The organism is Thermodesulfovibrio sp. 1176, from assembly GCF_029946585.1.
In the GTDB taxonomy this organism is placed as follows: Bacteria; Nitrospirota; Thermodesulfovibrionia; order Thermodesulfovibrionales; family Thermodesulfovibrionaceae; genus Thermodesulfovibrio.
The window spans coordinates 187,125-213,757 of record NZ_JARZRZ010000005.1; the positions used below are offsets into that span (position 1 = coordinate 187,125).

24 protein-coding genes are annotated in these 26,633 nt (G+C 34.0%); 13 read left to right on the plus strand and 11 right to left on the minus strand.

What is annotated here, in order from left to right:
- The first annotated feature begins 1 nt into the window (after nucleotide 1).
- Complete coding sequence (locus QI155_RS09730) at nucleotides 2-1,294, plus strand: nitrate/sulfonate/bicarbonate ABC transporter ATP-binding protein (protein WP_281321518.1); 1,293 nt, start codon at nucleotides 2-4, stop codon at nucleotides 1,292-1,294.
- The gene (gene malQ / locus QI155_RS09735) at nucleotides 1,266-3,266 is read left to right on the plus strand and encodes a 4-alpha-glucanotransferase (protein ID WP_173894040.1); all 2,001 of its coding nucleotides are present in this window, start codon (nucleotides 1,266-1,268) and stop codon (nucleotides 3,264-3,266) included. The genes QI155_RS09730 and malQ overlap by 29 nt, the downstream gene beginning before the upstream one ends.
- Nucleotides 3,267-3,296: 30 nt before the next feature.
- On the opposite strand, the gene mtgA is transcribed toward malQ, so the two are convergent.
- The gene (gene mtgA / locus QI155_RS09740; RefSeq protein WP_068859935.1) at nucleotides 3,297-4,100 is read right to left on the minus strand and encodes a monofunctional biosynthetic peptidoglycan transglycosylase; all 804 of its coding nucleotides are present in this window, start codon (nucleotides 4,098-4,100) and stop codon (nucleotides 3,297-3,299) included.
- Nucleotides 4,101-4,922: 822 nt separating this feature from the next.
- On the opposite strand from mtgA, the gene QI155_RS09745 reads away from it, so the two are divergent.
- From QI155_RS09745 to QI155_RS09760, 4 genes are read left to right on the plus strand one after another with little or no spacing between them, the layout of a single operon-like run.
- A complete protein-coding gene (locus tag QI155_RS09745; RefSeq protein WP_281321519.1) occupies nucleotides 4,923-6,266 on the plus strand; it encodes a class II fructose-bisphosphate aldolase in 1,344 nt (447 codons plus the stop codon).
- 12 nt (nucleotides 6,267-6,278) lie between these two features.
- Complete coding sequence (pfp, locus tag QI155_RS09750) at nucleotides 6,279-7,514, plus strand: diphosphate--fructose-6-phosphate 1-phosphotransferase (RefSeq protein ID WP_068861646.1); 1,236 nt, start codon at nucleotides 6,279-6,281, stop codon at nucleotides 7,512-7,514.
- A complete protein-coding gene (locus tag QI155_RS09755) occupies nucleotides 7,501-7,959 on the plus strand; it encodes a toprim domain-containing protein (protein WP_068861645.1) in 459 nt (152 codons plus the stop codon). The genes pfp and QI155_RS09755 overlap by 14 nt, the downstream gene beginning before the upstream one ends.
- The gene (locus QI155_RS09760; RefSeq protein WP_068861644.1) at nucleotides 7,947-8,285 is read left to right on the plus strand and encodes a YraN family protein; all 339 of its coding nucleotides are present in this window, start codon (nucleotides 7,947-7,949) and stop codon (nucleotides 8,283-8,285) included. Before QI155_RS09755 ends, QI155_RS09760 begins: the two co-directional genes overlap by 13 nt.
- Before the next feature lie 6 nt (nucleotides 8,286-8,291).
- On the opposite strand, the gene glp is transcribed toward QI155_RS09760, so the two are convergent.
- The gene (gene glp, locus QI155_RS09765; RefSeq protein WP_068861643.1) at nucleotides 8,292-9,527 is read right to left on the minus strand and encodes a gephyrin-like molybdotransferase Glp; all 1,236 of its coding nucleotides are present in this window, start codon (nucleotides 9,525-9,527) and stop codon (nucleotides 8,292-8,294) included.
- Nucleotides 9,528-9,732: 205 nt separating this feature from the next.
- Between glp and QI155_RS09770 the strand changes: the two genes are divergently transcribed.
- The 5 genes from QI155_RS09770 to QI155_RS09790 all read left to right on the plus strand — a co-directional run bounded on the left by QI155_RS09770 (nucleotide 9,733) and on the right by QI155_RS09790 (nucleotide 14,118).
- Nucleotides 9,733-11,571 carry a prepilin-type N-terminal cleavage/methylation domain-containing protein gene (locus QI155_RS09770; RefSeq protein ID WP_281321520.1) on the plus strand — a complete coding sequence of 613 codons (1,839 nt, stop codon included), beginning with the start codon at nucleotides 9,733-9,735 and terminating at the stop codon, nucleotides 11,569-11,571.
- Between the two features lie 29 nt (nucleotides 11,572-11,600).
- Nucleotides 11,601-12,461, plus strand: a complete 861-nt coding sequence (locus tag QI155_RS09775) for a tetratricopeptide repeat protein (protein WP_068861641.1) — start codon at nucleotides 11,601-11,603, stop codon at nucleotides 12,459-12,461.
- A 425-nt stretch (nucleotides 12,462-12,886) separates the two neighbouring features.
- A complete protein-coding gene (locus tag QI155_RS09780) occupies nucleotides 12,887-13,486 on the plus strand; it encodes a prepilin-type N-terminal cleavage/methylation domain-containing protein (protein ID WP_281321521.1) in 600 nt (199 codons plus the stop codon).
- 78 nt (nucleotides 13,487-13,564) lie between these two features.
- On the plus strand, nucleotides 13,565-13,981 hold the full coding sequence (locus tag QI155_RS09785) for a nucleotidyltransferase domain-containing protein (RefSeq protein ID WP_281321522.1): 417 nt from the start codon (nucleotides 13,565-13,567) through the stop codon (nucleotides 13,979-13,981).
- Nucleotides 13,982-13,983: 2 nt separating this feature from the next.
- Nucleotides 13,984-14,118: a hypothetical protein gene (locus QI155_RS09790; protein ID WP_256364147.1), complete on the plus strand. Its 135-nt coding sequence runs from the start codon at nucleotides 13,984-13,986 to the stop codon at nucleotides 14,116-14,118.
- Here QI155_RS09790 and QI155_RS09795 read toward each other — a convergent pair.
- The 8 genes from QI155_RS09795 to QI155_RS09830 all read right to left on the minus strand — a co-directional run bounded on the left by QI155_RS09795 (nucleotide 14,097) and on the right by QI155_RS09830 (nucleotide 22,169).
- Complete coding sequence (locus QI155_RS09795) at nucleotides 14,097-14,519, minus strand: DUF86 domain-containing protein (RefSeq protein WP_068861096.1); 423 nt, start codon at nucleotides 14,517-14,519, stop codon at nucleotides 14,097-14,099. The two genes, QI155_RS09790 and QI155_RS09795, sit on opposite strands and share 22 nt — an antisense overlap.
- Nucleotides 14,509-14,931 (minus strand): nucleotidyltransferase domain-containing protein, encoded by a 423-nt coding sequence (locus QI155_RS09800; RefSeq protein WP_254045471.1) that lies wholly within the window; start codon nucleotides 14,929-14,931, stop codon nucleotides 14,509-14,511. Before QI155_RS09800 ends, QI155_RS09795 begins: the two co-directional genes overlap by 11 nt.
- Nucleotides 14,932-15,175: 244 nt before the next feature.
- A complete protein-coding gene (locus QI155_RS09805) occupies nucleotides 15,176-15,571 on the minus strand; it encodes a putative toxin-antitoxin system toxin component, PIN family (RefSeq protein ID WP_068861092.1) in 396 nt (131 codons plus the stop codon).
- On the minus strand, nucleotides 15,568-15,801 hold the full coding sequence (locus tag QI155_RS09810; protein WP_068861090.1) for a ribbon-helix-helix protein, CopG family: 234 nt from the start codon (nucleotides 15,799-15,801) through the stop codon (nucleotides 15,568-15,570). Before QI155_RS09810 ends, QI155_RS09805 begins: the two co-directional genes overlap by 4 nt.
- Before the next feature lie 83 nt (nucleotides 15,802-15,884).
- On the minus strand, nucleotides 15,885-17,273 hold the full coding sequence (locus QI155_RS09815) for an efflux transporter outer membrane subunit (RefSeq protein ID WP_143600782.1): 1,389 nt from the start codon (nucleotides 17,271-17,273) through the stop codon (nucleotides 15,885-15,887).
- A gap of 62 nt (nucleotides 17,274-17,335) precedes the next feature.
- Nucleotides 17,336-20,461, minus strand: coding sequence for an efflux RND transporter permease subunit (locus QI155_RS09820; protein WP_068861086.1), 3,126 nt, complete (start codon nucleotides 20,459-20,461; stop codon nucleotides 17,336-17,338).
- On the minus strand, nucleotides 20,458-21,591 hold the full coding sequence (locus QI155_RS09825; protein WP_068861084.1) for an efflux RND transporter periplasmic adaptor subunit: 1,134 nt from the start codon (nucleotides 21,589-21,591) through the stop codon (nucleotides 20,458-20,460). The genes QI155_RS09820 and QI155_RS09825 overlap by 4 nt, the downstream gene beginning before the upstream one ends.
- Nucleotides 21,588-22,169: a TetR/AcrR family transcriptional regulator gene (locus tag QI155_RS09830; protein ID WP_068861082.1), complete on the minus strand. Its 582-nt coding sequence runs from the start codon at nucleotides 22,167-22,169 to the stop codon at nucleotides 21,588-21,590. Before QI155_RS09830 ends, QI155_RS09825 begins: the two co-directional genes overlap by 4 nt.
- 274 nt (nucleotides 22,170-22,443) lie before the next feature.
- Here QI155_RS09830 and QI155_RS09835 point away from each other — a divergent pair, with 274 nt between their 5' ends.
- Complete coding sequence (locus tag QI155_RS09835; RefSeq protein WP_068861080.1) at nucleotides 22,444-23,292, plus strand: HDOD domain-containing protein; 849 nt, start codon at nucleotides 22,444-22,446, stop codon at nucleotides 23,290-23,292.
- A gap of 11 nt (nucleotides 23,293-23,303) precedes the next feature.
- Here QI155_RS09835 and QI155_RS09840 read toward each other — a convergent pair whose 3' ends face one another.
- A complete protein-coding gene (locus tag QI155_RS09840; protein WP_281321523.1) occupies nucleotides 23,304-25,166 on the minus strand; it encodes a diguanylate cyclase in 1,863 nt (620 codons plus the stop codon).
- 250 nt (nucleotides 25,167-25,416) lie between these two features.
- On the opposite strand from QI155_RS09840, the gene QI155_RS09845 reads away from it, so the two are divergent.
- A complete protein-coding gene (locus QI155_RS09845; protein ID WP_068861077.1) occupies nucleotides 25,417-26,505 on the plus strand; it encodes a hypothetical protein in 1,089 nt (362 codons plus the stop codon).
- The last annotated feature ends 128 nt before the right edge of the window (nucleotides 26,506-26,633 follow it).

Here is a 26,633-nt window from a genome sequence, read left to right on the forward strand (position 1 = left end):
TATGAAAAGAGAGATTATTTTGGAGACAAAAAAAATAAAAAAATCCTTTCTCATAGGGAAAAACAGAGAAATCGCTGTTCTTGAAGGTATAGACTTGAAAATTTTTTCTGGAGAGTTTGTATCTATTCTTGGACAGTCTGGAGCTGGGAAATCAACCCTTTTAAGAATTATAGCAGGCTTGGTAGAACCTTCAGATGGAGAGGTTCTATACAAAGGGATTCCTCTTAAAAAGGCAGATGCTAAGATTGCCGTGGTTTTCCAGAGTTTTGCTCTCTTTCCGTGGTTTACTGTTTTAGAAAATGTGAAGGTAGGACTTGTTGAATTAGGACTTAATGAAGAACAAATGAATGAAAGGGCAATAAGAGCAATAGATCTTGTAGGACTTGATGGATTTGAAGATGCCTATCCAAGGGAATTAAGTGGAGGTATGCGACAAAGAGTCGGAATTGCAAGAGCTTTGGCAGTAGAACCTGAATTATTGCTTATGGATGAACCTTTCTCTGCTTTGGATGTTCTTACAGCAGACAATCTTAGAGGAGATATTATTGATTTATGGAAAGATGGAAAGCTACCAGTTAAGGCTATAATTCTTGTTACCCATAATATCGAGGAAGCGGTTAGTATGTCATCGAGAGCAATTATCCTAAGTCACAATCCTGGAAAAATAAAAGCTGAAATTCCTATTGAATTACCATATCCTCGTGATAGAAACTCAAGGGATTTTAAATTTTTGTTGGATAAAATATACACTGCATTAATAAAATCTCCAGAAGAAATCCCCTTTTTACTTGCAGCAGGAAGATATCAATTTTTACCTCATGCAAAGGTTGGAGCAATTGCTGGTCTTATTGAACTTGTTCATGATAAAGGCGGTATAGTAGATATTTATGCCCTTTCGTCAGAACTTAGCATGGAAGTAGATGATATTTTTCCATTAATTGAAGCTGCTGTTATTCTTGATTTTGGAGAAATCAGAGAAGGTGATTTTTTATTAACTGAAAAAGGGAAGAAATGGGCAGAAGCTGACACACTTGAGAAAAAGGAAATATTTAAAGAAGTGGCTTTACAGAATGTTCAACTTATTAAGCAAATTATGCAGGTTCTATCTACAATTTCTAAACACAGAGTATCGGAAGAGTTTTTCATTGATATTTTAAAAAATCATTTTACTCCCGAAGAATCATGGAATCAGCTTGAGACAGCCATTGATTGGGGAAGATACGCAGAACTTTTTGCCTATGACTATGATGCAGGAGAACTTTACCTTGAAGCACCTGAAACAATTGATATGTGAGCTTTCTAATTTAGTTGGAATAATTCCTTTTTATTATGATTGTAAAGGTAATAGAATTGAGATTTCCTTTGATACAAAAACTAAAATAATCTCTGCAATGGGATTTTCCCTTGAAGAAGAATCCATTAAATACTGGATTGAATATTTTAAAAATTATCCAGCTACGGATTTTATAGAACCCGTTTATGTTATTGAGGAATACGGCTATATAGAGATTTATTTAAAGAAACCCCAAAGAGCATCTATTGAAATTTTCCCCTTTGAAAAATTAGGTCAAAAGGGAGATGCTTTCCATCTTCAGGTTGAACCCATACATATATCAGAAAACAAATATCGTATCGATATCCCACCTTTATCAATTGGTTATTATAAATTGCGAATTTTTTTAGAAAGAGCATTCGGAGAAAGTATTTTAATAATGGTTCCAAAAGAATGCTTCCTTCCTTACAAAAATAAAACTTGGGGAATTCATCTCAATCTTTGGAGCTTAAGAGGAAATTCCTTAGAAGGAAATTTTTCTCATTTAAAGGAATTCGCAAGAATTATAAACTCTCTTGGTGGATTTATAAGCATAAATCCTTTGCATTATAATGATCCTGAGGATATTTATGGTATTAGTCCCTACTCGGCATTATCAAGGGAATTTAAAACCCCCCTTTATTTATCTCGGGGCTCTGTAAAGGAAGAGAATGAAAAATTTTTTGATTATTTGCGGATATGGAAAGAAAAAGAGAAAGCTCTCAGACAAGATTTTGAGAAATTTTATATAGATTATATTAATGGACGAGCAAAGGATTTTATTAATTATAAAAACAGTCTTTGTCCAGTTATAAGAGAGGATTTAAAATATTTTTCAGTTTTTTGTTTCCTCAGGGAAAAATTTGGAAAAGACTGGCAAAGCTGGGAACCTGAATTGCAATCTCCTACTAAAGAATTTTTAAATAAAATTTACTGTGAAAACGAAAAAAAAGTCCTCTTTTATGAATATCTTCAGTGGCTTGTTGAAAGTGAACTCAATGAAATTAAATGTCCAATTTTACTTGATTTGGGTTTTGGTTCAATTAAATCAAGTTTTGATGTGTGGATACAGCAGGAGCTTTATGCACTTTCAGCAGAATATGGAGCACCTCCCGATGATTTTAATCCAAAGGGACAAAAATGGGGCTTTCCACCTGTGATTCCCTTTAAATTAAAGAAACAAGGGTATCTTCCTTTTATAAAATTTTTAAAAGCCAATATGAAAGGACAAATTTTAAGGATTGATCATGCCCTTGGACTTTTCAGAGCCTTTTGGATTCCCGAGGGAAGTGCTCCCTATGAAGGAGCCTATGTTCAATATCCCTGGAAGGATTTATTAGGAATTATAGTCCTTGAAAGTCAATTAAATAAAGTTGCCGTAATTGGTGAGGATCTTGGTACAGCTGAAGAATGGATGAGACAGGAACTTATTAAAAGAAAAATAAATTCTTGGAAAGTTTTTTATTTTGAAAAAGAAAATGAGAAATTTAAGCCATCAAGAGCCTATCCAGAGGAATCTTTATGTAGTATTACAACCCATGACCTTCCTACATTTAAAGGTTATTGGAATGGTAAAGACATAAAGATGAGAAAAGATTTTAATATCTTTGATGAATCAGCTTATAACAAAGCCTTACAGGAAAGAGAAAAAGATAAAGAAAATATTATATCCCTTTTGAAAGAAGAGGGATATCTTTCGGAAGAAAAAAATGAATATGAGATTGAAGAAATTCTCATTGCATTAATAAAGTTTCTCTCTGCTACTTCATCAAGATATCTTCTTCTTTATCCTGAAGACCTACTCCTTATGGATGAGCAAACTAATTTCCCAGGAACAATTGCAGAGTATCCAAATTGGCGAATAAAATTATCAAAAAGTTTAGATGAAATTATAGAATCACCAATTTTTAAAAAAATTGAACTCTCTTTGAGATATAGAGCTTTTTTAGCATAGCTTTTTTGATTAAAATCTTTCTTTTAATGCCTAATTTGGAGAATTTTCAAATTTTTCTTTTTGACTTTCATTTAAATTTTTATCTTTTTGTTCTTCAAGGATTGGTTGTTTCTCATCTTGTTGAGTTTCAGTATATTCTTCTTTAATTATTCCTCTTTTTTGCATTATGAAGTATATAAGGGTTGCCCTTCTTTCAACAAATTTTGAATTACCAGATGGAGAGTATTTAATAGGATTAGGCAGAGATGCTGCTAATCTTGCTGCTTCAATAGGAGACAAATCTGCCGAAGACTTTCCAAAATGAATTCTTGAGGCTGCTTCAGCTCCAAAAATTCCTTCTCCCCATTCAGCTACATTAAGATAAATTTCAAGTATTCTCTTTTTTGTAAGTATTCTTTCCATTCGCCAGGTAATTATTGCTTCCTGAAGTTTTCTTACAGGATTTTTAGAGGGATTTAAATATAGATTTTTGGCTAATTGTTGAGTTATTGTGCTTCCTCCATATTTTAATTTTTTTTCTTTTATATCTCTTTCAATTGCCTTTTTTATCCCTTCAATATCAAATCCAGAATGACGATAGAATTTGTCATCCTCTCCAATTAAAACAGCCTTTATAAGATAGGGAGATATTCTATCAATTGAAACCCAGATTTTTTTGATTTTAACCTTCTTTCCTTCTTTCTGCCATTGATTTATTCGATATTTCATCATAGCAGTTAATTCAGGATTCTTTTTTTTCAATGAGGATATATCAATTGTAAAGGGATAAATAATGATATATGCCAGATAAATAAGAAAAAAAAGAATAAAAACTCTTAAAATCCATTTAAACATTCTTTATTTTAACATCTGCAAGCCTTTTTTAATCTCTCCTTAAAATTGCCTTGAAATCAGTGCTATCTTGAACCAATTCTGTAATTTCTTTGCTTGACTTGGGACAACGTCTGAGCCTCTTTTTCATTAAGTCTGATATTTTTCTCTATCATCCTTAGACTTTCCTTCGTCATCCTGAGCGATAGCGAAGGATCTTCTCCGCTTTCCTGTCATTCTGCTTTTTTGTCATTCCTTCGCTTTGCTCAGGACAGCGTCTGAAGGAGTGTAAGCGACCGAAGAAGAATCTAATCAGGAGACCCTTCGGCTTACGCCTCAGGGTGACAATTTAGGGATAATCAGGGTGACAATGTAAGGGTCATTCTGAACGGAGCGATAGCAGAGCGAATAATCCCCTCTTTTTTCTGAAAGATTCCTCAGACATTGAGTCCCTCAGAATTACAGAAGGAAGAGACCCTTAACGGAGTTTATCCTGAATAAAGCAAGGGTTCAGGGTAACATAATGGGACAGGAGGGATAAGTCCCTTAGGCTTCGCCTCAGAGTCTGCCCTAAACAAAGTGAAGGGATAATATAAAGGAAAACATAGTGACAGAAAAGATGATAACCCCTTAGGATATTGAACCTTTCGGAATAACCACAGTAAGCAAACTTAAAACTGTCCCCAAATGCAAAACATTTTTCTGAGGTGAAGCAAAAAGTTTCAAAATCTCTCATGAGCGAAAGACAGTATTTCCTCTTTCAGTAATTTAGAAGCATAAATTTTTTATTTTCTATCACTGTTCAAATTGAGTATAATATTAAAAAATTTTTTGTGGAGGTGAAATATGGCATTTGAAAAGTTTACAGAAGTCGTAGAAATCAAAGAAGGAATAGTTAAAGTGAAAAATAAAGAATCCATACTAAAAAGTATTGATGAACTGATATTTGATGCTGTTTTTGAAGAATCCGATGATATAAGAACAAAAAAACTTTTAATAATCAAGGAAATAGCTAAGGAAATGGGTGCAATACCCTCTTCAATTCAAGGACTCTATGAAGAAATGGGAAAAAATTTTTTAGGTTTTACTGTACCTGCAATAAATATTCGTGGATTAACCTATGATGTGGCAAGAGCAATTTTTAGAAAGTCTATACAGCAGAATGTGGGAGCTCTTATTTTTGAAATTGCCCGTTCTGAGATAGGTTATACCAAACAAAGACCCCTTGAGTATTCAGCTTGTGTTTTAGCAGCTGCTGTTAAGGAAGGATTCATTGGTCCAGTATTTCTTCAAGGAGACCATTTCCAAATAGTAAGAAGATATTTTGAAAAGGACCCTGTTATGGAGACAAACTATGTAAAAGGGCTAATCAAGGAAGCTATAGAAGCAGAATTCTATAATATTGATATTGACACATCAACCCTTGTAGACCTAAGCAAGGAGACTATTTATGAACAGCAAAGACCTAATTTTGAAAACACAGCCAGACTTACTGAACATGTAAGAAATTTGCAACCTGAAGGCATCACAATATCCATTGGTGGTGAAATTGGTGAAATAGGTGGAAAAAACTCCACCCCTGAAGAGGCAAGAGCCTATCTTGATGGATTTAAAGAAGTCTTTAAAGGTGAAAAAGGCTTAAGTAAGCTTAGTGTCCAAACAGGAACAAAACACGGGGGCGTTGTTCTTCCAGATGGAAGCATTGCACAGGTTAAGATCGATTTTGATACATTGAAAACTCTCTCAGACATTGTTCGCAAGGAATACGGACTAAGTGGATGTGTTCAGCACGGTGCAAGTACCCTTCCAGAAGAAGCCTTTGATAAATTCCCTGAAACAGGTACATCGGAAATACATCTTGCAACAGGATTCCAGAATATAATTTACGACAGTAAACACTTACCAGATGATTTCAGAAAAATGATATATGATTATCTTAAAAAACAGTTTGCCTCTGAATGGAAAGAAGGACAAACAGAGGAACAATTCATATACAGCACCCGTAAAAAGGGATTTGGACCCTTTAAAAAAGAGTGGTGGAGTCTACCAAAAGAAGTTAAAGAACCAATAATGCAAGAACTTGAACAAAAATTTGAACTTCTCTTTGAAAAATTAAGAGTAGTAAACACCTTTGATATTGTAAAGAAGACAGTTATTCCTGTAAAAGTTCCTGTAAAGATTGAAATTTAGGAGGACTGAAAAATGGAAACAGTTGGAATTATAGTAGGAGGTGGTCCTGCTCCTGGAATAAATGGAACAATAAGTGCTGCAACAATTGAAGCAGTAAATCAGGGAAAAAGAGTTATAGGAATAAAGGGAGGGTTTAAGCCTCTTTTTGATGGCGATCTCACCTGTGCTATACCTCTATTTGTTGATGATGTATCAAGAATTCATACAAAGGGTGGCTCAATTTTAAGGACATCAAGAGAACATGCTGATAGAGTTAAAGAAAAATTCCCAATTTTAATGGATACATTGAAAAAACTGGAAATCAAATATCTTATAACAATAGGTGGAGATGGAACTCTTTTTATGGCAAACTGGATTGAAAGAGAAGCAAGGGGAGATATAAATGTTGTTCATGTTCCAAAAACCATTGATAATGATATTCCCCTTCCAGGTGGCTCACCAACTTTTGGATATGAAACAGCAAGACATTGGGGAGTTGAGATTGTAAAAAACATAATGGAAGATGCAAGGGTTACAGCAAGATGGTATTTTCTGACAATAATGGGAAGACATACAGGACATCTTGCTTTGGGAGTGGGTAAAGCAGCAGGTGCAACCCTTACAATAATTCCTGAAGAATTTCCAGAAGAAAAAATATCCTTTAAAAAAGTAGCAGATATATTGACAGGAGCCATAATTAAAAGATTAAGCATGGGAAGAGATCATGGTGTTGCTATACTTGCAGAGGGTTTAGCGGAAAAATTTGATCCTGAAGAACTAAGTGAACATGAACAGCTTGAGAAGGATGAAACAGGAAGAGTCAGACTAAGCGAGATTCAGCTTGGAAGAATTATGAAAAACTTTGTTAAAAAATCTCTTCAGGAAATGGGCATAAATATTACAATTGTCGATAAAAACATAGGGTATGAATTAAGGTCAGCAGACCCTATCCCTTTCGACATTGAATATACAAGAAATCTTGGCTACGGTGCAGTAAGATACCTATTAAGAGGTGGTACAGGTGCAATGATAACCTTTGAAGAAGGACATCTCAGGCCCATTCCCTTTGTTGAACTCTTAGATTACAGAACAGGCAAAGTTAAGGTTAGAAAAGTTGATGTAACATCAGAAAATTATGAAGTGGGAAGAAAATATATGATAAGACTTGAAAAAGAAGATTTTGAAGGAGACCGTCTTAAAGCCCTTGCCAACGTTGTAAATATGACCGAAGAGGATTTCAAGAGCAGATTTTACTATGTCACTTTATAAAAAACAGACAAAAAATAAAAAAGAGTTTGTTCCTGTTGACTGGGAAAGGGCGGAAAAAATAAAGGAAGTCCTTCACTATCTCTATGAGATTAATAAACTTGTTCCAATTATTGTTGAAGGCAAAAAAGATAAAAAGGCTCTAAGAGAGATTGGCTTTGAAGGTGAAATTATAACACTGCATAGCGGAAAATCAATATATGAATTTACAGAGACAATAACACAAAAATTTGAAAAAGTTGTCTTGCTAATTGACTGGGATGAAAAAGGTGAAGAACTTTACTCAAAGGTAGGGGAAAATCTTCAGGGAATGTGGGAAGATTTTGCAGGTATTCGGGAACTTTTAAAATTACTTTGCCAAAAAGAGATTGCAGAAATAGAAGAAATTCCCAAGCTTTTTATGAGAATTTCAGGGCAAAATCTTGATGTAACACAATGGGAAGAATAGATTTTGGAAAGGAAGGAGAAAGCATAGCAATTGAGTATCTTCTTTCAAAGGGATATAAAATCCTTGAAAAAAATTTTCGTACCAAATTTGGTGAAATAGACATAATTGCAAAAGAGGGTGAGTATATTGTTATCATAGAAGTTAAAAGAAGAATGTCAGATAGCTTTGGCTCCCCAGAACTTTCTGTAAATCCTAAAAAACAGGAAAAGTTAAAAAAACTGGCTTTATTGTATCTTTACAAGCTCGGTAAAGAACATCCTGTAAGATTTGATGTAATAGCTATAAGGGACAAAGAGATTGAGCACATTGAAAATGCCTTTTATTAGACAAAGTTACTTAATTATCTCAACTAAAACTTCGTCACCTTCTTGAATTCCAAGTAAATCTGAAGAGATACGAACAACACCATCTGCTCTGACAAGACTCATTATAAGCCCTGATTTGCTTAAAAGGGGAGTTGCCCAAATTTGACCATTCCTTTCTTCAAGGGATACCCTAATAAAATCTTCCCTTCCTGCTTGGGAAGGAATACTGCGAGACATTTTAGCCTTGATTAGAGTTTTATATTGTCTTTCTCTTAAACCAAGCATATGTTCAATTAGAGGTTTAACAAAGATTTCAAAACAAACATATACAGCAACTGGATGTCCCGGAAGCCCGAACACAGGTTTGCCCTGACAGATACCGCCAATAATAGGCTTTCCGGGCTTTATTGATGCACCGTGGAAAAGCACACCAGGAGAGCCAAGCTCATCTATAACTTTACTTGTCAAGTCCTTTACTCCTGCTGAAGTTCCGCCAGTTATAAGAACAATATCACTTCTTCCATAGGCTTCATGAACTATATTTTTTATCTTATCGTATTCATCCTTGACAATTCCCATCTTTAAAGGTACTGCTCCATATTGAAGACATAATCCTGCTAAAGTAAAGGAATTTACATCTCTTACCTTGCCTAAAGAAACTTTTTCTGTGTGGGGGATAATTTCATCGCCTGTTAGAATTATAGATACTACAGGTTTTTTTGTAACTTTAACTTGACATATACCTAATCCTGCAAGGGCACCAACATCTTGAGGTTTTAATCTAATTCCTGATTTTACAATTACTTCACCCTTCTTGGCATCTTCATCTTTAAATATTACATTTTCACCTGGTGATACTGATTTTAAAACCTCAATCAAATCATCGGAGACAGTATTAACATGTTCAATCATAACAACTGCATCAGCTCCTTCTGGAAGCATTCCACCAGTAGCAACTGAAGCTGCTTCTCCTTTTGAAAGAGAAAATTGAGGGATTTCTCCCATTGGAATATCACCTTTTACATTTAGATAGGCAGGCGAACTTTCTTTGGCACCAAAGGTATCAGAAGCCTTTACAGCAAACCCATCAACAGTAGAACGGATAAAACCCGGTAAGTCTTCGGGAGATAAAATCTCCTCATAGGTAACCCTACCGAATGCTTCTTCAATGGGAATAATCTCTGAAGGAAGACATTTAAAGGGAATATATTTTAAAAGTAGCTGAACTGCCTCTTGCGGAAGGAGATATTTTTTATTGAGCATAAATCCATTATACAAATTAAGTTAATAGATTGACAAATTTTATACTTCTTTTGTAATCCTTTTTAAGAGGTGGAGGTTCTTCATTCAGTTATCGCTTCGTTCATAATTATAAAAATAGAGAAAATTCTTCGGTCACTTACACTTCCTCAGAATGATAGGGAGCATTGTCTATTGAAAATTTAATTAGAATCTGTTATAAAAGAATATGCAAAATAAATCTAAAAATCAAGGGCTTACCCTTGTAGAAGTTGCCATAGTCCTTGTAATACTTGGTTTACTTATAGGACTTGGCGCAAGCTTAATTGGTCCCCTTACAAAGAGGGCGAAGATAACAGAGACAAAAGATACTCTTAATGCAGCAGTTGAGTCAGTAATAGGTTTTGGAGTAAAAAATAACAGAATTCCTACAAATGAGGAATTTCCTCAGGCAGTAAGAAACTCCAATGATGCATGGACAAAACCTCTTATTTATTTTTTTGACCCTACTTTGACTGCTACTCCCAACAATCCAGCAGAAGGTATATGTGGAAGAAAAACAACAAATTTAATAGTTTGCACAGATGCAGACTGTAGAAGTCAAATTCAAGATGTGGCTTTTATAGTTGTAAGTGGTGGTCCAAATTACAATGTTCAAACTGGTTCCTTAACTACTTCTCCATGCCCTTCAGGAAAAACATGTTATAAAGTATATCCACAGGATTATCCTAACGTAGATGATTATCCTCCCGATCTCCCAGAGGGCGCAAGAGCAGAAGAGTATGACGATATAGTCAAATGGATAACCTTAGATGAATTGAGAATTAAGGTAGGCTGTCAGGGTGCTCAGTTAAAAATACTCAACAATGAACTTCCTTATGGATATGTAGGGTCTACATACAATGCTACAATATATGCTGAAGGAGGAGTTCCCTTTACAAGTGGAGGGAAATATAAATGGTGTGTCTTTCAGGATAAGGATTTAGATTCTACTAAGAAATTCAATGATACTGATATTAGGATTTATTTAGGGAACTCATCATATACTCTAAATGTTCTCTATGATAGTGATTCTCAATGTGATGATTTTCATCCAACTAATTGGTACAACGCTGACTTTCTGAAACTTGATACTAATTCTGTCAATATTCGTTCTTTTTCAGACGGAACTTATCATCTCACTTTCTATGTAAAAGATGATGGCAATAATACAGCCCAGAAAACCCTTGTTTTAACAATACATCCACAAACCTCTTCAGGTTCCTCAGGTCCTTCTGGTGCCCAAGTATCCTTTGCTAACAATATAAATCAATTTCAAGAGGTAGAAAACAATCCAAATGCAGTACAGGTTGTCGGCAATACATTAATTTTAGGAGGGAATATATACAGTGAAAGAGGCTGTTTTTGGTTTCCTTCTTCATATACTCTAAATAACAAAAAAATGAGAGCCTATTTTAAATTCAGATTTACTACTGTTGATACATCATCTGATTCAACTGCCTATGCAGATGGTTTTACTTTTGCAGTAGTTGATGGAAATATGCCTGTAACCGCTTGTGGAGGGTTAGGAGTAGATATTGGTTTTGGTGGTTTAAATTATGATTCAGTGGCTGTTGAGTTTGATACTTATCCGAATGGCTCTGGTTGGAGAAATGATCCAGCACCAAATAATCATGTTGCCATTATAAAAAGAGGTAACAATACACATGGTGCTTCTACACCAATGGGTAATAACCCACTCTGTCCATCTGAAGGCTGCTACAGAACTACCTCCGTAACATGGTTAGAAGATGGAGTTGAACATACTGTAAGAGTTGAAATTCATACAGGATGTAATCCAGCTTGTAATAACTGTAGTTCTAATCCTCAAAATTATTCCCTTATAAAAGCATGGATCGACTGTACCTCTTGTAATGATTTAACCCAGGATTACTCAGCATCCCCGACCATTAGCCATTGTTTTCAATTGCCTTCAACAATGAATTCTGTCAAATTTGGCTTTACAGAAGGAACAGGGGGGCGTACGCAAAACATCGAAATCAAAGATTTTGGGATAGGTTTTTATTAAAAAATCTTTTTTCTCTGATATAATATTCCATGTTCTCAAAAATAAAGAAAGATATACCACCTGGGCTTATCAGGATTGTAAAGGGTGAAAAAAAGTCTAAAAAATCTCTCTTTATCATTGGAGCATCGGTCTTTGCAGTTTTGCTCGGATTTACCTCGCTTTTTATCTTTAATAACTACCTGAAAGATGCTTCTAAAAATCCAACCCCGATTAATGAACAAAATTTACCTACAGATATAAAAATGGAATCTGTGACGGTAAAAAATGAATCATCCTCTTTCACTGAAAATAAAGCTCTATCAAAGACAGAATCCCCAAAAAATGTAGATATAAAACCAGAGAAAAATCCCTCTAAAGTCTCCAAACAAGAAAAAATAGAGAAAAATAAAGAAATTCCAATTACAAGTCCCGATTTAGAGACCTTTCGGGCAGTTGATTATTTATACAGAGCTCAAGATTTTGAGAATAAAGGGATGCATAAAGAAGCAATTATTGAATATATTGAATATTTAAAAATTACCAAAAAGAAGGACCCCAAAATATTAAATAAAATTGCCACATTGTATTTATTTTTAAACAATCTGTCAGAGGCTTCCCATTATGCAGAGACAGCTTTTAACATTGCTCCTCAGAATATTCCAATTCTTATAAACAATGGCGTGATCAAGGCAAAATTAAAGGATTTTACCAAAGCAGAGGATTACTTTAAAAAAGCTCTTGCTTTAGAGCCTAATAATAAAAATGCCCTATATAATCTCGCTCTTCTAAAGGAGCAAAAAGGTGAATTTGAGGAAGCAAGGAGACTCTACGAAAAATTACTTCAACTTGGTGATCCCTATGCTTTAGAAGGAATTGAAAGAGTTAAATTAAATTCATCCTTTCAAAGATAATTTATAAACGAATTCAAAATGTCAAAAATATTGACATTTTCATTTTAAAATGGATTATAATTTGACATGAAAAAGTGCTATTCTGAAGCACTTTATTTTTGTCATCTCTTCGCTTCGCTCAGAACAATGTCTGCGGCACTCTCTTTATATCACTCTGCGGTACTTGTTCTTTGTCATTTTGAGGCACACTCTCTTTGGGCATTCTGATGCACTCCTTCTTTGTCATTCTGATATACTCTCTCTTTGTCATTCTGAGCCCAAGGCGAAGAATCTCCTCCTTTTTTCAGAGAGATTCCTCGGGGTATCGAACCCCTCGGAATGACAGAAAAGGAGGAGACCGGGTCATTAAATCTAGAGGAATAATAAATTAAGATGGCATAGATTTTGCATAAGCAAAAATAAAAAACAAAAAAGGAGGATAGGCTATGAAGCATTTAAGAAGCAACAAAGGTTTTACCCTTGTTGAACTTGCCATTGTATTGGTAATTATCGGAATTATCCTCGGTGCAGTGCTAAAAGGACAGGAGCTGATTAATAATGCTAAAATGAAAAGAGCTTATAATCAGTACAGGGAAATATTATCGGCGGTTTACACCTATTATGACAGATACGGAAAGTATCCAGGAGACGATAATACTGCCAATCCGCGTTGGTCAGTTGCTACAAATGGAAATAATAATGGGCTAATTGACGGATTAACTCTTGGATGTGGAGCAGGTGCCACAACAGAGACTTGTCAGGCATGGTTACATATGAGACTTGCAAATATATTAACAGGGGCAACAACTGCTTCTGATGGTACAAGATCGCCCTCAAATGCATACGGTGGAAGCATTGGAATTGGATATGCAACAGTTCAAGGACTTACAACACAATGGATAGCTTTTGATAATGTCCCTGGTGATGTCTGCCAAAGCTTAGACCAGCAATACGATGATGGTGTTTACAATACAGGAAGCATTAGAGGCTCTGGGGACTACAATACTAATCCAAATATAATATATGATCTTTACTTCAGACTCTAACCCAAATAGGGAGGCTTACGCCTCCCTTAATTTTTAAATTTACATCTCACAAAACTCAAAATTGTGATATAATTTTTTATGCCTAATATTTCACAAAATCATAGAGATATTATAATTTCAATTATTTCAAAGGTAATCGAACAAGAAAAGAAAATAATTTTTGCTTATCTTTATGGCTCTTTTGCAGAGGCATTACCAATTTCCAATGATATAGACATAGCGGTTTATACTGAAGAAATTGAAAATCCCTTTGCCTTTCAAGTTGATATAAAAATTGCTATTTCAGAGGAATTGAGAAAAAATCAAATAGATATTTTACCAGATGAAATAGATTTAAGAATAATTAATGATGCAACTTACGATTTTGTTATCGATGTCCTTGAAAAAGGAATTTTAATTGTTGATAAAAATCCAGAAGTCAGAACTGCCTATATTGAAAAGATATCTCTTCAATACAGAATGAATGAAATAGTTCTTATTGAGTTTTATAGATAGTTATGAATCTTGACATAAAAAGACTTAATCAATATCTTTACGAGATAAAAGAAAATACAGATGATTTAGAGGATATTCCTGAAGAATTCGATATACCCTTTTTAGTTTTTCAGACTCAGCTTCTCTCAATAAATTGAAATATATATTTCAAATACTCAGTAAAATCTTCTTTATTTTTTCGCACCAAACTAAGTAATAAATCCAAATCTATTTTTTCATATCTGTGGACAAGCCTGTTTCTAAGTCCAACAACAGGGGCAATTTTTTTTGCAAAACTCTCAGGTAAAATGTTATTTTCTGCAAGCACAAGAAAGCTACTTTGAAAACTTTCAGGTATCTTCAAAGAGCCATAACGAATGAAATGGGTGTTAATATCAATAATTTCATCAACTATCAGTTGGATAATTCTCTCAATGGCTCTTAATTTTACGAAGTCTTTTTTTATTTCAGTGTCTGAAAATGAAAGTATATGCTCCAGTTCTTCATAGTAGGATTTTATGAAGAAAATTTTCGATTTAATAAAATCCTTATCTATCAATCAAAAACTCCTTAAGTCTTTCATCTCTCATTTCGTAAAGAATTTTTGATTCATCATACTCCTTTAAACTTGAAATTTCAACCTGATAAAAAATAAAAGGTTCTTTTAGATAAAGAATCTTATAGTTTTCAAAAATTTTTCTCTTCAGTATGGGTGGTGCGGATTTAATATCTACAAGATCAATGTTTTCTGTTTTCAAAATTAAGGATAGTTCAAAGGCTAAATTAACTTTTTCTTCTTCAGAAAGAACATGATCTGCATAAACAGCAATGTCTACATCACTTTCAGGTCTGTCAGTGCCTTCTGCTTTTGAGCCAAAAAGAAGCAAAAAATAAATGCTGAATTTTTTAGTAATCTCTTCAAAATGCAAAACATTTTCCCGATGTAAAGCGGATTTTTTACTATCTTTCACTTTATTCAGCATATTTAAGTATATCACAGAAGCTAAATAAATTTTTGAGTTAGAAGTATAGTAAATTTTGGTAAAATGATAGATTCTTTAGAAAATCAAAAAGACTCTGAAAAGATTTCAAGAAGACTTTGTTGATTATATTCGTTCAAGTTAGGGTAAATATGTTTAGCAGGCTTGGGGCAATACTGAAAAAAATTTAGAGAGCTTATCCTTGACCGTTTCAGAAAAAATATAGAAAGTAAAACTAAAAATTTTCTATGAATTCTCTTAATGTAATTATTTTTATGCCTTTATATTCTTTAAGTGAGAGCATTTCTTTATCACCTGAAACAATAATATCAGCCTCTGCCAATACGACACACTCAATAATTCTATTATCTGCCTTATCTTTCAGAATATAAACTTTATCATGAGTTTTTATCAGCTCTGCTATTTCTGAAAGGAAAATTGCAGTTCTGCTTAACATTTCTTTATTATAATCAAATTTTTTTGAAAGAACTGATAAAACTTCATCTACAATTTCCTTTGAAATAAATAATCTGTAATTTTCTTTTATAACTTTTAAAATTGCTTTTTCTGCTAAACTACCTGTAATAACAAAAGCTGAGATGTATATGTTAGTATCAAAAACTAATTTCAACTGATATACCTTTCTAAATCCTCTTCTGTAAGAATCCCTTTTTCTAATGCTTTTTTGCTCCAATAATTTTGAATTTCATAAAATTCTTGTTTTAATTTTTCTTTTTTTATTAATCTTATCGCTTCTTGAATTACAGCACTAATGGTTTTATTTTCCTCTTTTGCAATTTTTTCTACTTCTTCTGCTAAATCAACTGGAAGAGAAATTGTTTTTTTAACAACACCTGACATTATAATCACCTCCCTTTATGGTATGAAATAATCATACCAAATTTAAAGAAATTTATTCAAATAGCAAAGACAAATTAAAACTCTTATTCTCCCCCTCCAAGGACTTTATATAGGGTTACTAAGTTTGCGTATTTTTCAAGTATTAGATTATTAAATTGCTGTTCTGCCTGAAACAATGACCTTTGAGCATCAAGAACACTCAGGTAACTGTCTATACCATTTTCATATCTTATTTTTGCAAGTCTGTATGTTTCTTTAAGAGATTCTACAAGAGAGTTAACTGCCTTGATTCTTTGATTAATTGTTCCCTTTACTGCTAAAGCATCAGAGACTTCTTTAAAGGCTTGCTGTATTGTTCTTTCATAGTTTGTAAGGGCTATTTCTCTTTCAACTTTTGCTGCGGAATGGGCAGCCCATACCCTTGCATCAAAAATTGGAAGAATAGCCTGTGGTTGAAATGTCCATGTCTTTGAACCTCCTTCAAAAAGTCCTGAAAGCTCTGGGGATGCTGTTCCAATCAGTGTTGTAAGTGAGATTCTTGGGAAAAAAGCAGCTCTTGCTGCTCCGATCTGGGCATTATATGCCTTTAAGGTATGTTCAGCAGCTAAAATATCAGGACGGTTAAGTAAAATTTCAGAGGAAAGCCCTACAGAAATATCTTTCGGTGGTTTTATGTTTAATCCTTCAGGTAAAAGTTCTTCTCTTACAGGTTCACCAGCTAAAAGGTCAATGGTGTTTTTATCCTGAGCAACAATTTGTGTATATCTTGCCATAGCTTCCCAAGCCAGATTAACCTGTGTTTTTGCTCTGTGAAGATCTATCTCAGAGGCTATTCCGACCTCATATCGTTTTTTTATTAACTCATAGTTTTCTTCCTGATTTTTAAGTGTTTCTTTTGCAATTTTAAGATTTTCAATGCCTGTAGCATAGGTATAATAGGCAATCGCTACTGCACCAATAAGAGAAAGCCTTACAGCTCTGTGAGTGGCTTCCTCGGCAAGATATCTTTCAAGAGCCATTTCAGATAAACTACGAAGTCTTCCAAAAAAATCAATCTCCCATGAGCTAATTCCAAAAGTAACACTATACTGTGAAGTGATTTCTGCCTTATTATTAGAAAGTGTTTCTGGAATTCTCTGCCTCTGTCCTGAACCAAATAAATCAAATGCAGGAATGAGCTCTGCTCTTTGAATTCCGTAGTATGCCCTTGCTCTTTCAACATTAAGAGCTGAAAGTTTTAGGTCACGATTATTTTTTAAAGCAATTTCAACGAGTTTTTGAAGTTTTTCATCTATAAGAAAATCATTCCATTTTAGGGATTTTGCGGTTGGTATGGCATCTAATTTTAATTCTTGATAGGCTTCGCCTTTAGGCCATTCCTTTGGAACTGGAGCATCAGGTCTTTGATACTCAGGTATCATTGTGCAGGATGTAAGGATTAAAAATAAAATCATAATAACAATTTTTCTCATTTTTTGCATACTGAACCCTCTTTTTGTGATCCTGAGCATAAGCGAAAGATCTCCTTATTTCCTCATTTTACTTCTTTTACTTTGAAAAATTTCAAAATTAAAACAAACACTAACGGAACAAATAGTATGGTTATAAATGTTCCTGCAATTACTCCACCCTCTATTGCTACACCTATGGCGTTCATTGCTCCTGAACCAGCACCTTTTGATATCGCAAGAGGTAAAACACCAAAGAAAAGTGCCAAAGATGTCATAATAACAGGTCTATATCTGATTCTTGAAGCCTCAACTGTTGCCCTATGAATCTCCTCTCCCTGCCTTATTTTATCTCTTGCAAACTGAATTATAAGTATTGCATTTTTTGATGAAAGCCCCATTGTAACAAGAAATCCTATCTGAAAGTAAACATCATTGTGAAGTCCCATAAGCCATGTTGCTAAAGCTGCACCAAATATTCCAAGAGGAAGTAAAATCAGATTCGTAATGGGAATTGTCCATGATTCATAAAGAGCTGCAAGACATAAAAATATAACAAAAACTGAGAAGGCATAAAGAATTGGAGCCTGACCTGTTGCAAGCTTTTCTTGATAACTAAGCCCTGTCCAGGCATATCCAATTCCCTTTGGAAGTTTTGATACTATCTCTTCAATTGCTTTCATTGCCTCACCAGAACTGTGTCCAGAAGCAGCCTCTCCAACTATGTTTATTGATGGAAAGGCATTGTATCGCTCAAGTCTTGGTGAACCATAAACCCATCTTCCATCGGCAATTGATGAGAATGGAACCATTTTACCTTCATTGTTTCTCACATACAATCTATTCAAATCTTCTGGAAGCATTCTATAAGAAGTGTCTGCTTGAACAAAAACTCTTTTTACTCTTCCATCTTTTACAAAATCATTTACATAGGCACTTCCAAAGGCAGCTGATATTGTGTTATGAATTGATGTTATAGGGACTCCAAGAGCGCCAGCCTTTTGCCAATCTATGTCAACTTTATATTGAGGAATGTCATCAAGTCCATTTGGTCTTACATTTTTAAGCCTTGTGTCTTGATTTGCCATATAAAGAAGCTGATTCCTTGCTTCCATAAGTTTTTGATGTCCCAGTCCTCCCATATCCATAAGCTGTAAGTCAAAGCCTGTAGCATTTCCAAGTTCAATAATTGAAGGTGGTGGAAAAACAAAAATAAGGGCTTTTTTATTTTGAGAAAAATACTGCATTGCCCTTGCCTGAATAGCCTTTACTCTGAGGTCTGTTTTATCCCTTAAATGCCAGTCTTTAAGCTTTATAAAAGCCATTCCATTTGATTGTGTCCTTCCTGAAAAACTTATTCCTGCAATAGTCAGCACAGTTTCTACTGCATCTTTTTCTTTATTTAAAAAATAATCCTGAACTTCTTTTAAAACTTCCTCGGTTTGTTCAAGAGTTGAGCCTGAGGGAAGCATAATCTGAGTAAGAAGAATTCCTTGGTCTTCTTCAGGTAGATAGGCAGTTGGAAGCTTAATTAAAATAAATCCAAGAGTCACAACAATTATGACATAGACAACTATATAAACTGGGACCTTTCTGAAGGAGTTTTCCACTGCTTTTGTATAAAGATTTCTTGATTTGAAAAAGAGACTATAAAATTTTTCATAAATCAGATTAAACCAGTGAAGAAGACCTTTTTTACGCTCCTCTTTATGAGGTCTAAGAAACATTACACACAGAACTGGAGCAAGGCTTAATGCTACAAAAACTGAAAGTAACATTGCTGAAATTATTGTTATTGCAAACTGTCTATAAATTATTCCAGTTGAACCTTCGAAAAACGCCATTGGGACAAAAACTGCTGACAAAACAGCTCCAATTCCAATAAGGGCAGAGGTAATCTGCTCCATTGACTTTATTACTGCTTCTTTTACAGGAAGTCCCTCTTCCCTCATTATTCTTTCAACATTTTCAACAACTACAATTGCATCATCAACCAAAAGCCCGATTGCAAGAATCATTGCAAACATTGTAAGCATATTTATTGAATAACCTGTCATCCCTAAAACAGCAAAAGTTCCAAGAAGAACTACAGGAACAGTTACTGTTGGAACAAGGGTTGCCCTAAGACTTCCCATAAAAAGCCACATAATAAAGAAAACAAGTATAATTGCCTCTATAAGAGTTTTTACAACTTCATTTATAGCAACTTTGGTAAAAGGAGTTGTATCGTAGGGATATACAACTTTTACACCTGACGGAAATTGTCTTGAAAGTTCTTCCATCTTTTCCTTTACTTTTTTTGCCACATCTAAGGCATTTGCACCGGGAAGAGGTCTTATGGCAAGACCTGCTGCTGGTTTACCCTGATAATAGGCATTTATATCATAGTAATCTGTTCCAATTTCTACCCTTGCAACATCCTTAATTTTTACAGTTGAACCATCTGGATTAATTCTTACAGGAATTGAAGCAAACTCTTCTGGTTCTTTAAGCATACTTTGTACAATTATTGGCGCATTAAGTCTCTGTCCGGGCTTAGCTGGTGTTCCTCCGAGCTGGCCACCAGATACCTCCACATTGTAGGATTTAATTGCTAAAATTACATCATTAATTGTTAGACCATAACTTACAAGTTTATGGGGTTCAACCCATATCCTCATTGCATAGGGGAATCCAAAAACCTCTACCTCTCCAACTCCTTCTATTCTGGCAAGAACTTTCTGAATATTTGAGTGCATGTAATCTCTTAAATCTTTAGCATCAAGACGGCCATCTTCTGAAATAAGAGCAACAATCATAAGATAGTTAAAAGTTGCCTTTCCAACAGAAATTCCAGTTTTCTGAACAGCCTCAGGAAGGCTTGGCATTGCAAGTTGAAGTTTATTCTGAACCTTTGCCCATGCAATGTCAGGATCAGTACCGGGTTCAAAGGTTAGTTCAATGCGGGATGAGCCTGAAGAGTCACTGTAAGCAGACATATAAATCATTCTGTCAAGACCTGTCATTTTTTCTTCTATTATTTGGGTTACGCTATTTTCTACAGTTTCAGCAGAAGCTCCTGGATAAAAGGCTTGAATATAAATGGAAGGAGGAGCCAAAGAAGGATATTGAGCAACAGGAAGATTATAAATAGCAAGAATTCCTGCGCCCATAATAACTATGGCAATTACCCATGCAAATACAGGTCTTTCAAGAAAAAATTTAGATATCATTGTTTTTCCTGTTTGCCTTCAGTCTTATATTTAACAGGCATTCCTGGCATAATTTTTTGAAATCCCTCTAAAATTACTTTTTCACCAACAGAAAGACCCTCTAAAACAAGCCATTTATCCTCAATTGCTCTATCAGTAACAATTGGTCTTATCTGGACTTTGTTTTCCTTGTCAACAATATAAACAAAGGGATTTCCTTTTGGATCACGAAATACAGCCTGTTGAGGAATAAGAATGGCATTTTTATTTATTCCTTCCTTAATAATTGCCCTTACAAACATTCCAGGGAGAAGAACTTCCGTTGGATTTGGGAATAGGGCTCTTAAAATTACTGAACCTGTTGTCGGATCAACAGTGACATCCTTGAACTGCAAAGTGCCCTCTAATGGATAAATTGTTCCGTCTTCAAGAATGAGTTTCACTTTATTTTGCTCTCCTCCAGCATATTTAAGCCTTCCCTCAGCAAGTTTTCTTTCAAGTTCTTTAAGCTCCTTTGTTGACTGAGGAATATCAACATAAATTGGGTCAAACTGTTGAATCCTTGTAAGTTCCATCTGCTGATAGGCTGTAACAAGAGCTCCTTCTGTGACATTTGATTTTCCAATTCTTCCTGATATTGGAGCTTTTATTTTTGTATATCCGAGATTTATCTCTGCAAGTTTAACCTGTGCTTTCCAGTATTTAATTTCTGATAAAACCTGTTCATACTGAGCTTTTACATCATCGTATTCCTGCTTACTTATTGCATTAACTTTGACAAGCTCTTCATATCGGTCAAGTCTTGCTTTTATTGAAGGAAGTGTTGATTCTGCCTTTGCAAGGGCAGCACGGGCATTATCCAGAGATGCCTGAAAAGGTGCAGGATCTATCTGATACAAAACATCTCCCTCTTTTACATTACTTCCTTCTTTGAAAAATCTTTTAATAATTATTCCACTTACCTGAGGTCTTACCTCTGCTATTTTGTAAGGAGATGTTCTTCCCGGAAGCTCTGTTGTAAGCACAACTTCCTGAGTTTGTACATTTATAACTGACACTTCTGTAATTTGAGGTTGTGGCTGTTTTTTCTCACAGGCTACGAAAGTAAACAGTATGATAAAAAAGGCTAAAATGAATCTTATTTTGTTCATAAATTACTCCTTTTTAGTAATCCCTTTAAAATCACATCTATACAGACTTCCAGCTTAAAAAGATTTTCAGGCTCAACAACCACTGAAAGCAAATAGCCTCCAAGTATATTCATTAGCAATTTAGCAACTTCTTCTGGCTCAATTTCGTTGAATTCCTGAGATTCAATACCTCTTTTAATTATCTCTGCAAGTATTTCTCTTTCCTTTTTTAAAAGCTCTTTCTTTATCTCAACCCCAAAGGCAAATCCCTGCTGTTTACCATGAATGATAATTAATTCCCGATTTTCTTTTGCAAATTCTATGGCTTTTGTAAAGTATTCTTTTAATGCCTGAGAAGGAGTCTGAATATCTTTAAGAGGTAGTAAAACTTTACTGTAAAATTCATTCAATTTTTCTTTGATTAAATATAAAGAAAGTTCTTCCTTGTTTTTAAAATAAAGATAAAGCCCACCAACACTTATTCCTGCCTCTTTGGCAATCATTCTCATTGTTGTGCCATTATATCCACTCTGAGAAAAGAGCTTAACAGCGGATTCAATTATCCTTTTCCTTGATTCATGTCCTGAACGCTTGTTCATGTGAACTGATGTTCAGTATATAAAAGATTAATCAAATATGTCAAGAGAGTTTGGGAAAAATTCTGAGGGGTTTAATGTCCCCGAAAATTCTCTCATCTCTTCTTCTGTCACCCTAAGGCATAAGCCGAAGGGTCTCTTTAGTAATGAAAAAGGATGAGATTCTTAGGAATATCGTGTTCCTCAGAATGAAAGTATAAGCGAAAAGAGTTGTTTTATAATGGCAATTTAAGGAAATTTTTTGTTTTCAAAAAACCTTAATGTTAAAATATAAAAAATGGAAACAGAAAAAAATGAAAAAATTGAAAATATAATCTCAAAAACTCTCGATATTCCCTCTCATAGTAAAATTGTATTTAAAGTTATAAATCTTTTGAAGAATGAATATGTATCAATTGATGAGATTGAAAGTTTTATGTCCCATGACAAAGGATTTACCGCAAGATTTTTAAGAATTGCTAATTCTCCTTTCTACGGATTAACCCGAAAAGTGAAAACCTTAAAAGATAGTCTGCTGTTAATAGGACTTAATACAGCAAAATCTTTAATTCTTGCAACATCATCAAGATATCTATTTAAAAATTTTGGACCCTTTGAACAGAAGCTCTATGAACACAGTTTAGCAGTAGGATTATGCTCAAGTTTGCTTTCTAATTATACAAAAACAATTAAACCAGAAGAAGCCTTAGCCTCTGGAATTTTACATGATATAGGAAAAATTTTTATAAATAATGCCATATCTGAGAGTTATCAAAAAATTTATGAAAAAATCCATGAAACAGAGAAATCAATAATTCAATTAGAAGAGGAAATTTTAGAAATCAATCATTGTGAGGTTGGTGCTTTTATAGCTGAAAGGTGGAATTATCCCGAGGAAATAAAAATAACAATTCAGGATCATCATGGACAAAGCTATCCCCATCAAAAAGAAAATTCTTGTATAAATATTTGCAATATTGTAAGAATTGCTGACAAGATATCATGGAATTTAGGCATAGGATTTAAAAGACCCCAAAAAATGAATATTAACCTTCAAGATATTGGAATAGATAACAAAAATTTGGAAGAAATAGAAGACCTATTCATCTCCCAATATGAAATGCAGAAAAAATTTCTTCTTGAATAATTTTGAAAGTGCTATTCTTTAGGGTCAAAAACTTTAATTTTATTCTTACCCGTTCTTTTCGCATCATAGGCTGATTTATCAGCTTCTCTTAGAATAGTTTCTATGTCTTTAGAAGCATCAATGTTTGTTATACCTATGCTTACTGATGGAATGATTGTTTCATTTTTGTAAGTTAAAACTACATTTTTAAGATTTGTCTGAATTCGTTCTGCTACTGCTTTTGCTATATCTGTATTACCTTTTATGAGAACTACAAACTCATCGCCACCCCATCGGCATGCTAAATCATCATCTCTTATACTTCTGCGAATAGAGTTAACTGTTTCTTGTATAACTTTATCTCCAACAACATGTCCAAATTTGTCATTTATTGCTTTAAGATCATCTAAGTCAATAAAAATTAGAGAGTAAGCCTCTCCCTGTTGAACTTTATTAATTATCTTTCTTAAGGAAAACTCAAAGAAGGCTCTATTGTATAATAAGGTCAAACTATCCTTATAGGCTTTGTCTAACAATCTTTCTTTTTCCTTTTTTATAGAAGTTATGTCATGGGCAATAAAAAGTATATCTTTCTCTTTCTCTTCAACTTCAACAGGAATTATCCATCCGCTTACAAATAAGTCATCTTTTAGTTTTAATTCCGATAAATAAACTTTTTCTCCTTGATTAATCTGAATAATCTCTGAAAGTAAATGAAATAAATTTTTAGCAGAAGTTTTATGATGTTCTCTATAGAGAATTTCATATGCCTTAGAATTAACAAATAAAACTTCTCCTTTACTGTTAAACAGAAAAATTATTGCCTCAGATTGTTCGGCAATTGTCTCATAAATCTTACGATTTGTCTCTATTTCACTAATCTGTTTTTTTACTGTATTTATGTATCTATTTATTTCTTGAGCAAGATATCCGATTTCATCTTTGCTGTCAGCCTTGACTTCATTTGTTTTGCCTGCTTTTACTTCTTCTATATGGTTTACAAGATTTATAATTTTATTGATTATCTTGTCTTTAAACCACAAATAAAAAACAAAACCAAAAATCAAAAAGCAAGAAATATAAAAGGTAATTAACTTTAAATTGCTTCCTTTAACTAACTTCCACAGCTTTTTTTCTTTTTCAATATTAAAACCAACACTGTAACTGCCAAAAAAATCCTCTGTTCTGTAAAAGACTCTATATTTCTCCGAATCTTCATTAATTGCTGGATTGATTTTTAATTCTTCGCCTGCATCTTTTATATTTTCAATTTTAAAACCCCTAAATCCAAAAAAATTCTTGATAGAACTCTGCTTTTCTTCTGTAATCATTCTACTCATTATTAGATATCCTGCTACAGAACCGGTAGAATCACTTTTTAAAACAGGACAGACTGCAACTAAATAGGGCTTGTCATTTCTGAAGGTAAAACCAACTAAACCGAAAGTTTTTGAACTTTCTATTTTCAAAATTGCTAAAAATTTTTGAACATATTTTCCCCAGAAATTTTGATTAACTACTGAAAGTTTATTTGTTTCAGAATAATACTCAAAGCCTCTTTTTAGTTTACCCTTTAAATCAAAATAAGCTATTAGATTGACTTTGTTGTTAATAAAAGATTCCATTGTAAGATTATTTTCAATGAATGAAGGATTTTTATCTTGCATAAAAAGCCATGCATCTGTCCATGAAGCCCAATCTTTAGTGAGACCTAACAGATTTTGTTTTTCATTGTCAAAGTAATGAACTAATTTTTTTAAGTCTTCTATAATATAGTTTTTTTCAATATCTAAAATTGTGTTTCTAATAAAAAATTGATGGACAAAAACCGTTGATAGTATTAAGGAGAGAATAAAAAGAGAATATACAAAAATAATCTTCCTTTTTATGCTCATAATTGTAAATTATAATGCATTTACAAATATTTAAGAAAGACTTAAAATTGCAAATAGGACAATTGAAAACTCACTAATTTATCCTATCATTACGAGGGGTTCAATACCCCGAGGAATCTCTCAGGAATTCTTCGCTTTGCTCAGAATGATAGAAAAAAGGGTCAGAACGACTCCTCACATGTCGTCCTGAGGGAGCGATAGCGACCGAAGGACCTCCTTAGATCCTTCGGCTTCGCCTCGGGATGACTAAATGGAGCAGGATGACAATAAAAGAGTCATTCTAAGCAAAGCCAAAGGACTTATGACAACGACTCTTGGAAAAATTCAACTTTTCTCTATAATCAATTTCAGCAAAAATAAAAAAATCTTACAATTTTGTATTGTTCTACAAATTTGTCAGGCAATTAATTTAAAAAAATCCTTATTTTCCAACAAATTACAATCTGGTATGATTTTGGCAATATTCAATAAAAAATTAACAGGAGGTGCCTTTATGAAACATCAAAATTTTAAGAGGACTTACAAAGCAATTAACTATATGTTAGTTGCTGTATTACTGCTTCTTACTTTTTCTGTTACTATGGCAGAGGATACAAAGCAGGAGGACAAAGTAACAGGGAGTGTTTCTTTAGGAGCCTCAAACAGGTATATTTTCAGAGGCTATGAGTTAAGTTCTGGTAGTGTTGTCATCCAACCATCTATAACACTCTCTTACAAAGGCTTTTCAGTCAACTACTGGGGAAACATTGACACAAATGAAAGGGCTACGCAGAGTTTTATTCCAGACAGACCAGGTAGAAAAAGCTTTAATGAATCTGACCTTACACTAAGTTACACTTACACAATTGATAAACTCTCTCTTACAGGCGGTTACATTTACTACGGAACAAAGTATACTGACGAAACAGAGGAAATTTTCCTTAGTGCAAGCTATGATGTAATTACGAAGCCTACATTGACGATTTACAGAGATATTTCAACCTATCCTGGCACTTACATTAATCTCAGTTTCTCCCATTCTCTGCCTGTTTACAAAGACATAACTTTAGACCTTGCAGCATCCTTTGGCTATTTTATGGGTGATGACTCCTACTGGAAAACTTACGAAAGTAGCACAGGTGATTACACAGGGAAAAAATACAGAGGATTTCATGATGGAAAGCTTCAGGCAGGATTTACAATACCAATTGCAAAAAATTTAACAGTTCAACCTATGGTTCAGTATTGGTTTCCACTTTCAAGTAAGACAAAAAGAATTGTTGATGGAAGCCCTTACAATCCCAATGGACATCTTGATGACACATGGGTAACAGGAATAAACATTACATTTAGCTTTTAAAGGAGTCAACTATGAAAAATCACCTCCTTCAGAAACAGGGTGAAAGAGTATGATTAACAAAAAAAGGTTGTTTTTTAGTAAGCATAGCCCATACTGTTCTAAGGAGCTTGTGAGCCACAGCAAGGATA

Bases quoted from the DNA above. Each gene is read 5' to 3' on its own strand.
- QI155_RS09730 (WP_281321518.1), top strand. From the start codon at position 2: ATGAAAAGAGAGATTATTTTGGAGACAAAAAAAATAAAAAAATCCTTT.
- mtgA (WP_068859935.1), bottom strand. From the start codon at position 4,100: ATGTTTAAATGGATTTTAAGAGTTTTTATTCTTTTTTTTCTTATTTAT.
- QI155_RS09745 (WP_281321519.1), top strand. From the start codon at position 4,923: ATGGCATTTGAAAAGTTTACAGAAGTCGTAGAAATCAAAGAAGGAATA.
- pfp (WP_068861646.1), top strand. From the start codon at position 6,279: ATGGAAACAGTTGGAATTATAGTAGGAGGTGGTCCTGCTCCTGGAATA.
- QI155_RS09755 (WP_068861645.1), top strand. From the start codon at position 7,501: ATGTCACTTTATAAAAAACAGACAAAAAATAAAAAAGAGTTTGTTCCT.
- QI155_RS09760 (WP_068861644.1), top strand. From the start codon at position 7,947: ATGGGAAGAATAGATTTTGGAAAGGAAGGAGAAAGCATAGCAATTGAG.
- glp (WP_068861643.1), bottom strand. From the start codon at position 9,527: ATGCTCAATAAAAAATATCTCCTTCCGCAAGAGGCAGTTCAGCTACTT.
- QI155_RS09770 (WP_281321520.1), top strand. From the start codon at position 9,733: ATGCAAAATAAATCTAAAAATCAAGGGCTTACCCTTGTAGAAGTTGCC.
- QI155_RS09775 (WP_068861641.1), top strand. From the start codon at position 11,601: ATGTTCTCAAAAATAAAGAAAGATATACCACCTGGGCTTATCAGGATT.
- QI155_RS09780 (WP_281321521.1), top strand. From the start codon at position 12,887: ATGAAGCATTTAAGAAGCAACAAAGGTTTTACCCTTGTTGAACTTGCC.
- QI155_RS09785 (WP_281321522.1), top strand. From the start codon at position 13,565: ATGCCTAATATTTCACAAAATCATAGAGATATTATAATTTCAATTATT.
- QI155_RS09790 (WP_256364147.1), top strand. From the start codon at position 13,984: ATGAATCTTGACATAAAAAGACTTAATCAATATCTTTACGAGATAAAA.
- QI155_RS09810 (WP_068861090.1), bottom strand. From the start codon at position 15,801: ATGTCAGGTGTTGTTAAAAAAACAATTTCTCTTCCAGTTGATTTAGCA.
- QI155_RS09815 (WP_143600782.1), bottom strand. From the start codon at position 17,273: ATGAGAAAAATTGTTATTATGATTTTATTTTTAATCCTTACATCCTGC.
- QI155_RS09820 (WP_068861086.1), bottom strand. From the start codon at position 20,461: ATGATATCTAAATTTTTTCTTGAAAGACCTGTATTTGCATGGGTAATT.
- QI155_RS09825 (WP_068861084.1), bottom strand. From the start codon at position 21,591: ATGAACAAAATAAGATTCATTTTAGCCTTTTTTATCATACTGTTTACT.
- QI155_RS09830 (WP_068861082.1), bottom strand. From the start codon at position 22,169: ATGAACAAGCGTTCAGGACATGAATCAAGGAAAAGGATAATTGAATCC.
- QI155_RS09835 (WP_068861080.1), top strand. From the start codon at position 22,444: ATGGAAACAGAAAAAAATGAAAAAATTGAAAATATAATCTCAAAAACT.
- QI155_RS09840 (WP_281321523.1), bottom strand. From the start codon at position 25,166: ATGAGCATAAAAAGGAAGATTATTTTTGTATATTCTCTTTTTATTCTC.
- QI155_RS09845 (WP_068861077.1), top strand. From the start codon at position 25,417: ATGGAGCAGGATGACAATAAAAGAGTCATTCTAAGCAAAGCCAAAGGA.